A 12195-nucleotide genomic window follows, 5' to 3' on the forward strand; every position below is an offset into this window, starting at 1 on the left:
AGTGAGGTAATGAGCTATTTTTTTGAAGGAGTTTTAAAAAATAGCATTCCCTATCAAATACGCCGATTGTCAACAAGTGATATTGCACAGATTCTTGCTATGCAGGATATTGTTGTTCAAACATTGGAGAATAAAGATATATTACAGCCGCTGTCTTTTGAAGAATTTCAATTTATCACTGACGGCAATGGTATCCTTATTGGTGCATTTGCTGATCAAAAACTGATTGCCTTCCGTGCTCTTTTGGTTCCCTCTGTTGATGCAGATGACCATTTAGGTCTTGATATCGGCTTGCAAAAAAATGAACTTCAAGATGTCATTTATCAAGAAATATCGAATGTCCATCCGGACTACCGCGGCAACCGCCTCCAACAGCAACTTGCACAGTTGATCATGCAAGAGCTTTCTAAAGAAGAACAAACATATAAATATATATGCGCCACCGTAATGCCTTTCAATATCCCAAGCCTGAAGGACAAATTCAGCCAAGGCATGATGATTACAGCCTTAAAAGAGAAATATGAAGGGCGTTTGCGTTATGTCTTTTATAAACAGCTTGGGAAGGATGTCCCGTGTGAATGGACTGAAACAACGGAACTGGCCATGAGTGATATCAAAAGCCAGCAAATCCTGCTCCAAAAAGGCTGGCGTGGATTCAAAATGGACAAGCGCGAAGGAGAGTATGTTGTCGTTTATGGGAAATAAAACAAGCTCCAGGAAAGAAGATCGTCTTCCTGGAGCTTGTTCTCATTCAGTTGAGACAGCCTCTGTTTGTTGAGCAGACGCCTGTCTTGCTTCCATCCTTCCAACAATATAGATGCTCGCTTCATAGAGTAATGCCATCGGGATCAATACCATCAACTGACTTATAAAATCTGGCGGTGTAATCAAAGCGGATAAAACCGCGATGACCAAATACGCCCATTTTCTCACCTTTTTCATCGTTTCTGAAGTCAGCACACCGATGGATGCCAAAAACATAGCAACAATCGGTAATTCGAATAATAAGCCAAGCGGCACTGTTGTCATAATCAGAAAGTGTACATACTCCTGAGCCGAAACGATGACATCAAAATTCATCGCACCAAAGTTCATTAAAAAATGATAGCTTAAAGGATTGACAACAAAGTATCCGAAAGCGACTCCCGTAATGAACAGTAGAAACATTGCCGGTGAATATAATCCAAGAAAACGAATTTCAGTGGATTTCAAACCCGGCTTGACAAATTGCCAAATAAAATGAACGAAAAACGGCAGGGACAGTCCAAGCGCAAGAGTCACACAAACGGAAGTGTAAAACTTGATGATTTGGAAAGGACCGAAAACAACAAGCTCATTCCCTTTTGTCACAAAAGGAAACCAGAAATTCATCGTTGTGAAAACGAGTATTAGGAATAGGACAAATACAACAAGACTCTTGATCAACTGCTTGCGAAGATCGGATAAATGTTCAACTAAAGCTTCTCCATTCGATCCTTCTTCTTGTTTCTCAATCTGGTAATAAGGACGATCCATATCAAGGTCTTCAGGCTTTTTGTCCAAGGGACTGAGAATTTTTCTATTCTGTTTCTTAACTTGTCCCATACAATGCACCCTCTAAGTCAAGTCTCTTTATGGTTCTCTTGTTTTGCTGTTTCACCTTCGTCCATGATTTCCCGAGTAGATTTTTTAAACTCGGATAATGTTTTTCCCATGGCTCCCCCAATTTCCGGAAGTTTTTTCGGCCCGAAAATAATCAGTACGATGACCAAAATGATAATCAGGCCAGGTACACCAATCTGTGAGATTCCCATCCTAACCAGCCTCCTTTTTATGTTCCGTTTGAAACGAACAGGACGTCTTCATGCTACTAGTTCACAAGAAGAAGCTAAGACGTCCTGAAAAGCCCTTCTGAGAGACTCCGGAAAATCAAATGCGCCTTGGCGTATTTACGCCCAGATTTTATCGAACTCCGCTCGATAAATTTCCTCTGAAAATTTGTGGCATCCGCCGGAGGCCTTAACTTTATTCAGCCGGGGTTTGAACCCCCACTGAATGGAATACTAATATGCATTCATCTCACCACTTACAGAAGTGGGAGGCTTCTGCTGAATGAAGTTAAACAAGGCTTCCGCCTTTCTTGCTGTATTTAACGATTCCTTCCGCACATCTATAGGCTAACGCTCCAACGGTGCCTGTCGGATTATAACCGCTGTTATGTGCAAAGTTCCCAGCCCCAACAACAAATAAATTATCGGCATCCCAATGCTGCAAATAGTTGTTCACAACACTTATAGCAGGATCCGCCCCCATTGTCGTACCGCCCGTGTTATGTGTTGTCTGGTATGGAACAATATCATAATCGGTCAATACGTTGGTAGGGACCACTTCTTTAGCTCCCATATCTTTTATTAATTCAGCAGATTTTTCTGTTGCAAATTTATGCAATGCACGGTCTTGATCTGTAAAATTATATGTCATCTGTAACAGCGGCAAACCGTAAGCATCTTTATAAGTCTTGTCAAGCGACAAATAGTTTTCCTTATGCGGCAGAGATGCCCCCTGCCCCCCCACAAAAAGTGTCCGAGTGTAGTAGTGAATGGACGCCTTCTTGAACTCTTCGCCCCAGAGTGGAACATCTGGTGGGACTGGATTGCTTACAATCGGTCTAGACCCTGACTGCGTAATCCAGATGCCCGCTCCGTGAAGAAAGTCTTCTTTGTTGTGGTCAAAATTGTCGCCATTGAAATCATCCATATACATACCGAGTGCTCCTGCACCCATGAAAGTATTCATCTGATCGTCAAATAAGCCTGTCGCTCCAGCATTCATTTGATAACAATAGTTGCGTCCAAGTGTACCTCTTCCTGTGTCCGGGTCATACTGCTCTCCGATATCAGAAACCATGAGCAGCTTGGCATTGTTTAGAACATAGCTTGTTAAGACTACTATATCTGCAGGCTGAATATATTCATTCCGTGTGCTTGTATCGATATATCTGACCCCTGTGACTTTATCGCCTTTTTTCAAAATCTCGACGACATTGGCGTTTGTCCGTACTTCATAATTGCCGGTCTTTTCCGCTGCCGGAATAACCGTTATTTCAGGAGATGATTTAGCACCATATTCGCAGCCGAACCTCTCACAAAACCCGCAATACTGACAGGCAAAAATCTTTTGTCCGTCAGGATTTTCATAGGTTTCGGACAAATTTGCCGAAGGTAGCATATATGGATGATATCCCCTGTCTTTCGCCGCCTTTTCGAACTTTTGAAGTATAGGCGTCTTTTTCATAGGAGGAGTAGGGTAATCATTGGACCTTTTCCCTCCAAGCGGATTTGTTTCTCCAGAGATCCCGGCTGCTTTTTCAAATTTATCAAAGTAAGGCTCCATCTCATCATATGTAATACCCCAATCCTGGAGCAGAAATCCGTCTGGAATTTTTCCTTTTCCATATTTCTTTTCTGTCATGCTTCTGATTTCAAAGTCATATGGCAAAAACCTGAAAGTCCATCCATTCCAGTGGGTTCCCGAGCCACCAAGGCCTTCCCCCAAAAGAAATGAGCCCATCTGCCTCATTGGGAGCGCTTTCTGTTTTCGGGTATTTCTAAAGGTGACGGTCTCTTTTGACAAATCCTGCATCAAATCATAACGGATAGCATACCGATACTCATCATGAATCCGCTGGTAGTCCTGTGTTCCCCTTCTTTCCCCACGTTCCAGGCCTAGCACTTTCAACCCAGCCTTTGCACATTCGGCCGCTACAATCCCTCCGGCCCAACCTACTCCTACGGTTACAACATCCACCTTATCCAACGTTTTAGCCATGTCCTCAACTCCTTTAATGATCCATAGTCGCCAAAGATTTAGGGTTGATTTTCTGAAATTTGTCACTATCCACGACGTTTATATAGGCTGCCTGATGACCCGGGAAGTTTTTCATCTTCCAGCCATCCATATTGTTATTGCCTCCATAAATCGGGTCAGAGTAGGCTCCTTCCAACGTTGCCGATCTAAGCAGTTTAAAGAAGAAGTCCGACGTGATTCCATCCATTTTTACTTCTCCCTTTTGAAAGTCCGTTAATATTTCATCCATTTGTTTGCTTTCTAGACTAGCAAAACCTTTTTTATAACGATTCTGTGCTTCTTTTTCCATCATTCTGAGCCCCAATAAAAAAGCCTCCTGCCGATTGAGCGGGCTTTGATACCCTTGGGTGGCTTCTCCAATATCAAACGGCCCCTGCATATATTCCCTTGCGTTCAATCCATAGCTTCCAGCTAGTTGATTGTCAATAAAATATGGGACGCCAAGTTCGATGGCCCCGGGGCCTAAATCATCCTGTGGAAAAATCCGTTCGGTTGCTTGTGATAAAACATCAAAGTCATTATAATTCTTGAAGAACTGCAATCCTTTTGGGCTGGACTTGTCTTTGCCTTTGCTCTCCTTTCGCGCACTTTCGGTTTGCTTGTTGGCGTTATATCCGATCAACCCACCAAGCAGGCCGCCTCCAATCAAGGTACCTGTAGCGATTCCAGAAGTTTTCAGAAAGTCGCGGCGCGTTAGTCCTTTATCTTTTTCCGACATCTAAACAGCCTCCTTATCTTCCAATATAAAATAGAAACAACAAATAAAAAAACCGCTTGGGACTTATGTTTCCCATAACGGTTTTTTTTCATTCTTTTTTTAACGTTTTTCATATATTCCAAGTGCCAATCAAATTTTCCAATTTGAAACAGTTTCTAAGAAGTTTTGGCCAGCGAATCCCCGCACCTGATCCTCCGAGTAATATTTTAAAAGCTCATTTATTAGATTTTGATATTGAGATGCATTTTCCAGTCCGCTAATATGTCGATCAATCCCATCAAAGTCAGAGCCGAATCCGATGTGGCGCACGCCCCCAATCGAGCAGAAATGATCGATGTGCTTGATGAGATCAGAAATTGTCACTATTTCTTTTTCCGCTATAAATTCAGGGTAAAATACAACATGAACCATCGCGTTTTTGGCAAAAAGTGCCTCAGCCTGCTTATCTGTCAAATTTCTTGGATGATTACATAATGCCTTTGCATTTGAATGACTCGCTATCGGATAATCCGCCAGCTCCATCACATCCCAAAAGGCTCTTTCGCTTAAATGGGACACATCTGTAAGCATCTTTCGTTGATTATTCAAGAGAACGACTTGTTTTCCAAACATTGTAAGACCCGCGCCACGCAGCTCCTCTGCCCCATCCGCTGCCAGATTGCCATAATTCCAAGTAAGACCTACTGCACGAACCCCCATATGATTTAAAAGGCTGAGTTTCTGAAGGTCATTGCCAATACAATCCACACCTTCAAGTGTTAATACAGCCCCTGTTTGACCGGGTTTCAAATCCAGAACATCTTTCCAATCTCTAATCTGTATGATGTCGGGGTTTTTTTCCAAGATTTCTGTATAAAAATAATTGATTTGCTCTAGAGCCGTTTGGAATTGCTCGTTTGACTTAAGCTCAGGGGAAACGAAAACAGCGAAACACTGGACTTTCACATTCCCTTTTTGTAAACGTTCCTTATTTGCGTCAAGCTCAGGGGAATCAGCGAAACGAATCTTCCCTTTGCTTTCCCACAATTTCCATAAAACATCACAATGAAGATCGATAATATTCACATGCACCACACCATTTCGATTAAATTCTTATTAATGCCTCTTCAATTGGAGTATCTCCGGAAACAAGATCAAACGACCGGTTGTATGTATGTGCTTCTTGCAGACAATCGACAACTGTTTTGGCCACATCTTCTCGTGGAACGGTGGCCCGCTCAGTCATTTCCCCTGCTGAGACTTTGCCTGTTCCTGTCTCGTTCACAAGACCTCCGGGCCGAACAATGGTATAGGTCAGTCCACTTTGCATCAAAGCTCTGTCTGCATAGTGCTTGGCAGCATAGTAATGCTTGATTTTCGAATTCCAATTTTCCCGATTATTTGCTTGAAAAGCACTGACCATAATAAAGCGAGTTACCCTTGCTTTTTCAGCAGCTTCCACCGTTTTGACCGCTCCATCCAAGTCAATAAGCAGAGTTTTATCTGCTCCTGTATGGCCACCGGACCCTGCTGTAAAGATGACAGCATCGTATCCCTTCATCACTTCTGCCAAATCTTTCACGCTATTTTCCAAGTCCGCCACTATGGCTTCCATCCCTTTTTCCCTGAAGGCTTCTGCCTGCTCTCCTTTTCTTACCATTGCAACCCCAGTATGGTCCTTACTTTCCTTTAACAAATTCATTATATGACGGCCAATTTGACCATTAGAGCCGACAACCAATACTTTCATTCATGGTCACTCCCTTATGCCATTTTCCCATTCAAAGAGCATTGATACGATATAACGCATTCAATTTAACTAAATAATCTGATTGTCCTTAATCGAATTCTACCTTAAGAAAGTGGCTTACGCTAACATTTTCTCCTTTTGTTTTCTTAATGCCATTGAAAAAAAGTGCAAACGCCTGTTTATCGACTTACAAACTGATCAAAAAAGTTGTCAATTTTACAGATGTTACATGGTTTCTCAGAACAAAAGCGCAAGCGCCTGTTCATCGACGTACAGACTGGAGTGACTCCAACGAGATAAAGGAAACACGAAGTGCGAGAGTGCCTGCTTATCGGCGACAAGCATAAGACGAGCGCTGAAGAAGGTGTAGTTTGCCTTCAGCAGCGATTGGCTTATGACCTCGAGTCGATGGCACTCGCAGCCAGACAACACGGCGACGAAGGCAGGCTCAAAACACGACATCCTGTCGCTTCGCTTGCACTAGGACGTCCTGTCCGTCGGAGCCGATGTTGACTTATCGTAGGAGGAGGCGCGAAGTCTGCTAGTCGATAGGCGCTGGAGCTGGACGCAGCACAATCTGACAAACAAGTTATACACAAGCATAGAATTTTATAATTTCCTATACATCAATAAAAAATAACCCCCTAAACGGAGGTTATTTCCTGCAATCTATACACGAACATCGTATCCTTGATCTTCTACCGCTTCTTTCATTTTATCGGTATCCGTTTCGGAGGGATTATAGGATACTTTTACAGTTCCTTGAGCCAAGTCCACCTCGGCTTTTTCAACACCCGTAAGTACGGTTAATGCTTTTTCAACGGATTGTTTGCAGTGCCCGCATGTCATTCCTTCCACTTTTAAAACTGTTTCTTGCATTTCAATCTCCTCCTGATTTATTTATAATTTAATTCTTTTTAAACGAAGTGAATTAGAAACCACCGAAACCGAGCTGAATGCCATTGCGGCTCCAGCAACCCACGGAGCAAGCAGCCCAGCCGCTGCAATTGGAATTCCAGCAGAATTATAAGCAAGGGCCCAGAAAAAGTTTTGATGGATATTTCTCATTACCGCATGACTGAGGCGAAATGCTTTTGGAATCAGCATCAAATCCCCGCCTAAAATTGTGAGATCGGCAGCCTCTATGGCAACGTCGGTACCAGTTCCAATAGCAATACCCACATCCGCCAATGCAAGTGCCGGGGCATCGTTAATTCCATCCCCTACCATCGCCACCACTTTCCCTTGAGCTTTCAATTCCTTTACTTTTTCCGCTTTGTGTTCAGGCAATACTTCTGCAAATACTTGATCAATACCGACCTGATCTGCAATCGCTTTTGCTGTTCTTTCATTGTCTCCTGTCAGCATCAGGACTTCAATGCCTTCTTGTTTCAAACGATTGACGGCTTCTTTTGCATGGTCTTTCACAGTATCTGCAACTGCCACTATTCCTGATAAACTTCCATCTACAGCAATAAACATGACCGTTTTTCCAAGGTTCTCCAGTTCTTCAACCTCTTTCAGCTTTTCTTGATATAAAACAAGGTTGTCGCTCATCAGCTTCCTTGTTCCGATCAACACTTGGTGTCCATCAATCACAGCTTTGATTCCATGCCCAGCAATTGCCTGAAAATCTGTTACCTGCTTCATTTCTACGCCATGCTCTTTACCATACCGGACTATAGCGTCTGCCAATGGGTGTTCAGAGGCATTTTCAGCAGAAACAAGATAAGAAAGAACATCCTCATCATTACAATCAATGTCTGTTACAGATGGTTTTCCCACCGTGATGGTCCCTGTCTTATCCAATATGACCGCATTCACTTTATGTGCCATTTCCAAATGCTCGCCGCCTTTGAACAGGATGCCTGTTTCCGCTCCCTTTCCCGATCCTACCATGATCGATGTTGGAGTAGCCAGTCCAAGGGCGCAAGGACAAGCAATGACAAGAACAGTGATTGAAGACTCCAGGGCTTTTTCAATGCTCCCTGGTTCTACGATGAAAAACCAGGCCAAGAAGGTAAGGATGGCAATACCCACAACAATCGGAACAAACACCCCGGATATTATATCCGCAATCCTTTGAATGGGAGCTTTACTGCCCTGAGCTGCTTCGACGATTTTAATAATTCCTGCAAGAGCCGTTTCTTTTCCGACCTTTGTTGCCTTTATTCGAATCATACCATGTTCATTAATTGTTGCTCCAATGACTGCATCGCCCGGCCGCTTTTCCACCGGGATGGATTCTCCTGTGAGCATCGATTCATCAATGGATGTTTCACCGAAAATCAATTCTCCGTCAACTGGAATTTTTTCACCCGGCCGTACAACGATAATATCCCCTGGTTTTACCTCATCCACCGGTATTTGCTGTTCTTCTTCCCCTTTCAGGACACTTGCGTTTTTCGCCTGAAGGCTTAATAAATGTGAAAGAGCTTCGGTGGTTCTCCCTTTAGCTCTCGTTTCAAACATCTTGCCAAGAAGTATTAGCGTAATCAGCACTGCACTTGTTTCGAAATACAGGTGCGGTTCATATCCCGGGTGCATCCATGAACGGACTCCTTCAAGTACACTGTAAAAGAAGGCGGCCGATGTACCAAGCGCCACGAGCACATCCATATTAGCACTTTTATTTCTTAGTGATTTATAGGCACCTCTGTAAAATTGCCTGCCGATATAAAATTGGACTGGCGCTGCTAATATGAACTGAAGCAAAGGATTCATTAGGATTGCCGGCACTGGAAGTGCTAAGTTGCCAGGCAAATGTCCCAGCATTGTATAGAGCAATGGAAAGGAGAAGAGGGCAGAAAGAATGAATTTCTTTTTTTGTTTTTCATATTCCTTCGACTTGACTTCTGCTTTTTCTTCCTGTGTTGTCCTCACTTTGGCATCATATCCGAGATTTTGGATTCTTTCGATAATGTCCGAAGCGGAAGCTCCCCCCTGCTCAAGCTCTACAGAAGCGGTCTCCGCAGCAAGATTGACTGTTGCTATTTGGACCCCGTCCATTTTATTAAGTACTTTTTCAATCCTTGTAGAACAGGCTGAGCAAGTCATTCCATATATATCTAAATCAAGCTGCTCGTTTTTTACGCCATAACCGAGATCTTCTATTTTCTTGGCTATGTCCTGAGCTGATACTTGCTCATCTAGAATCGTTACAGATGCCCGTTCCAGAGCAAGATTGACATTCGCTTCGACTCCCGGCATTTTGTTCAAAACTTTTTCAATTCGGTTTGAACAAGCTGCACATGTCATACCTTCTATGGGTATGTCTAATGTCTTGTTTGTCATTTCAGGCCCTCCTTTCACCAGATTTGTGGATTAAGTCATGTCTTGACCAGTTGATTAACAATCTTCATCAGCTCTTCGATCGCATCGTCTCCGTCCCCGGACTTTATTGCATCAGCCACACAATGATGCGTATGTTTTTCAAGAAGCGTTAAGCCGACCTGCTTCAACGCCGAGCTAACTGCAGTCAGTTGAATAAGTATATCTGCACAGTAGCGGTCATCATCCACCATTTTCTGAATTCCACGTACCTGGCCTTCAATCCTCTTTAATCGATTTTGAAGCATTTTCTTTTCATCTGGATTTCTGTGGACATGCCTCAGGCTTTCACTCATAAAATCCCTCCGTTCCACCAATTTACTTATACGATACCCCCGTACAGTATAAAAATCAAGTTCTTCATCTTAGAATTTTGAAAAATGCTAACAGGGCGGAAAAAGCCTTCTCTTAGCATCCATTATCAAATGCGCCTTGGCGTATTTACAACCAGATTTTATCGAGCCCCGCTCGGTAAATTCCTCTGAAAATCTGTGGCATCCGCCGGAGGCTTTAACTTTATTCAGCCGGGGTTTGAACCTCCACTGAATGGAATGCCAATATGCATTCATCTCACCACTTACAGAAGTGGGAGACTTCTGCTAAATGAAGTTAAAATTTCTAATATCATTCTCTTTTAAGGAAATACTATCTAATATTAAATGATAAGGCGTGATTTAATGGAACCATTTCCGGTCATACATACAAATTTTTGGGACGCCGTTATCGCAGTCCCGGTAGTGTTAATTGCCACCCAGATCATCAAGATCCTGCTTCCAGTCCCCCGAGTTCTCATACCAACCGTTGCCAATATTCTCGGATTAGTATTTGCCCTTTTCATTGCTCATCGATTCAATTTTTGGGGAGCCATCTTTATGGGATTTTTTTACGGAAATGCAGCTGTTGGCGTATATGCATCATTGAAAACATCATGGCATACCTATAGAAAATCAGATCAAAACAAAAAATAAGCCGGGTGCATAAGTGATGCACCCGGCCTATATGATGAATGGCAGCCAATCAATCTTGCAGTACCCATTTAAGTATTATAAAAATTTTCTTTGGACATTCCTGCCTTCATAGCTGAAAATCATTGGGCGATTCTCCACGACACTCTCCAAATGAACCGACCTTCCCCAAAGCCGATAAATGTAAGGGAGAACCTTCTCCAAATACTTCAAATCTAATTCTACTCCCTCATAAGAGTGTTTGATGTACAATTCTCCATTTTTCATGTAATCACCGTCATTGATGGTCAAGTATGGAAATCCCCCGTTGACCCTCATATTGACAAGCTGATCTCTGACTTCCTTCCAATCTTTATCGACAATTTTATAATCGCGCCCCTGTTTCTGAAATAAATACATGTCTTCCTTCAAAACAAGATCTTTTGTAAGATAATTTCGAAGGAAGGAGATGTCTGAATCAAGCTCTCTCACTTCAAAGATTTTCTCTCTTCCCGAACCAGGTTTGACCCCCTGTTTTTTCAACTCGTCATCCGGATGATCCCAGCGATCCTCAATATCTTCGAAAATTTTCAACCCGATGTAATAAGGATTGATGCTCGTTTTTGATGGTTGAATAACTCCAGCATTCAGTTTTGCGAAATCAATTGCTTCATCACTGGATAAATCCATTTCCCTGATAATTCTTTGATGCCAATAGGAAGCCCAGCCTTCATTCATGATTTTCGTTTCTAGCTGCGGCCAGAAATAAAGCATTTCTTCCCGAACCATCGTCAAGATGTCTCGCTGCCAATCAGAAAGTTCCCTGCTGTATTGTTCAATAAAGAGCATCAGGTCTTTTTCTGGCTGCGGCGGAAACTTTTTCTTCCGCTTTTTCCTCTCTTTCTTAGGCTGTTGATCATCCAAATCCCACAAATCATCAAATTCTGATACTATTTTCTCCTCCTCTTCCTCCCACTCATCCTCATCCACTTTCCAATCGATTGATGGTCGAATCAAAGAAGGGTCAATATGCTCTTCTATCGAAAGGACAGCATCTAGAAATTCCTCGACTTCCTGCCTTCCATGTTCAATTTCATATTGCCTGATTCTCTCCGCGGTTGCAGCCATGCTTTCAACCATATCCCGTTTAGTATTACTGAAACGCACATTATTTTTGAAAAAATCACAATGGGCAAGAACATGAGCAACGATGAGCTTGTTCTGAATAAGTGTATTCGAATCCAGCAAAAAAGCATAGCAAGGGTTTGAGTTAATAACAAGTTCATATATCTTGCTCAAACCAAAATCATAATGCAACTTCATTTTAAAAAATTGCTTTCCAAAGCTCCAATGGGAAAAACGAGTCGGCATTCCGTAAGCTCCAAATGTATAAATGATATCTGCGGGGCAAATTTCATAACGCATAGGATAAAAATCAAGTCCGAATCCGCTGGCAATTTCTGTGATTTCTTTTATCGCATATTCCAATGTATTCGCATCCGCACTCATCGGCTATTCCCCTCCCTTATCCACAATGTATGAAGAAAGAAGGGCAATCATGAAGGAGCTAAAGTTTTATTTTACCCCTTCACCCCATTTATATGCCTATCATGAATTGACAAACCGCC

Annotated in this window: 13 protein-coding genes; 2 read left to right on the forward strand and 11 right to left on the reverse strand. The window is 42.6% G+C overall.

Annotated elements, in window-relative coordinates:
• Positions 1-9 precede the first annotated feature (9 nt).
• A complete protein-coding gene (locus D5F11_RS13510; protein ID WP_120116821.1) occupies positions 10-705 on the forward strand; it encodes a GNAT family N-acetyltransferase in 696 nt (231 codons plus the stop codon).
• 42 nt (positions 706-747) lie between these two features.
• Here the strand turns inward: D5F11_RS13510 and tatC are convergent, their stop codons facing one another.
• The 10 genes from tatC to D5F11_RS13560 form a co-directional block, all read right to left on the reverse strand.
• Positions 748-1584, reverse strand: coding sequence for a twin-arginine translocase subunit TatC (tatC, locus tag D5F11_RS13515; protein ID WP_120116820.1), 837 nt, complete (start codon positions 1582-1584; stop codon positions 748-750).
• A gap of 17 nt (positions 1585-1601) precedes the next feature.
• On the reverse strand, positions 1602-1793 hold the full coding sequence (tatA, locus tag D5F11_RS13520) for a twin-arginine translocase TatA/TatE family subunit (protein WP_120116819.1): 192 nt from the start codon (positions 1791-1793) through the stop codon (positions 1602-1604).
• A gap of 304 nt (positions 1794-2097) precedes the next feature.
• Positions 2098-3807: a GMC family oxidoreductase gene (locus D5F11_RS13525; protein WP_120116818.1), complete on the reverse strand. Its 1710-nt coding sequence runs from the start codon at positions 3805-3807 to the stop codon at positions 2098-2100.
• 13 nt (positions 3808-3820) lie between these two features.
• On the reverse strand, positions 3821-4564 hold the full coding sequence (locus tag D5F11_RS13530; protein WP_120116817.1) for a gluconate 2-dehydrogenase subunit 3 family protein: 744 nt from the start codon (positions 4562-4564) through the stop codon (positions 3821-3823).
• A 129-nt stretch (positions 4565-4693) separates the two neighbouring features.
• Entirely contained in the window at positions 4694-5629 is a 936-nt protein-coding gene (locus tag D5F11_RS13535; protein ID WP_120116857.1) for a dipeptidase, read from the reverse strand.
• A 19-nt stretch (positions 5630-5648) separates the two neighbouring features.
• Positions 5649-6293 carry an SDR family oxidoreductase gene (locus tag D5F11_RS13540; protein ID WP_120116816.1) on the reverse strand — a complete coding sequence of 215 codons (645 nt, stop codon included), beginning with the start codon at positions 6291-6293 and terminating at the stop codon, positions 5649-5651.
• Between the two features lie 669 nt (positions 6294-6962).
• Entirely contained in the window at positions 6963-7172 is a 210-nt protein-coding gene (gene copZ, locus D5F11_RS13545) for a copper chaperone CopZ (protein ID WP_120116815.1), read from the reverse strand.
• Positions 7173-7193: 21 nt separating this feature from the next.
• Positions 7194-9587, reverse strand: coding sequence for a heavy metal translocating P-type ATPase (locus D5F11_RS13550; protein ID WP_120116814.1), 2394 nt, complete (start codon positions 9585-9587; stop codon positions 7194-7196).
• A 35-nt stretch (positions 9588-9622) separates the two neighbouring features.
• On the reverse strand, positions 9623-9919 hold the full coding sequence (locus D5F11_RS13555; protein WP_120116813.1) for a metal-sensing transcriptional repressor: 297 nt from the start codon (positions 9917-9919) through the stop codon (positions 9623-9625).
• A gap of 87 nt (positions 9920-10006) precedes the next feature.
• Complete coding sequence (locus tag D5F11_RS13560) at positions 10007-10192, reverse strand: hypothetical protein (RefSeq protein ID WP_126646589.1); 186 nt, start codon at positions 10190-10192, stop codon at positions 10007-10009.
• 108 nt (positions 10193-10300) lie between these two features.
• Between D5F11_RS13560 and D5F11_RS13565 the strand changes: the two genes are divergently transcribed.
• Positions 10301-10591 carry a hypothetical protein gene (locus D5F11_RS13565; RefSeq protein WP_120116812.1) on the forward strand — a complete coding sequence of 97 codons (291 nt, stop codon included), beginning with the start codon at positions 10301-10303 and terminating at the stop codon, positions 10589-10591.
• Positions 10592-10666: 75 nt separating this feature from the next.
• Here the strand turns inward: D5F11_RS13565 and D5F11_RS13570 are convergent, their stop codons facing one another.
• Complete coding sequence (locus tag D5F11_RS13570) at positions 10667-12076, reverse strand: SpoVR family protein (protein ID WP_120116811.1); 1410 nt, start codon at positions 12074-12076, stop codon at positions 10667-10669.
• Positions 12077-12195 lie beyond the last annotated feature (119 nt).

It is taken from the genome of Siminovitchia terrae (genome assembly GCF_003605405.2).
Lineage (GTDB): Bacteria > Bacillota > Bacilli > Bacillales > Bacillaceae_C > Siminovitchia > Siminovitchia terrae.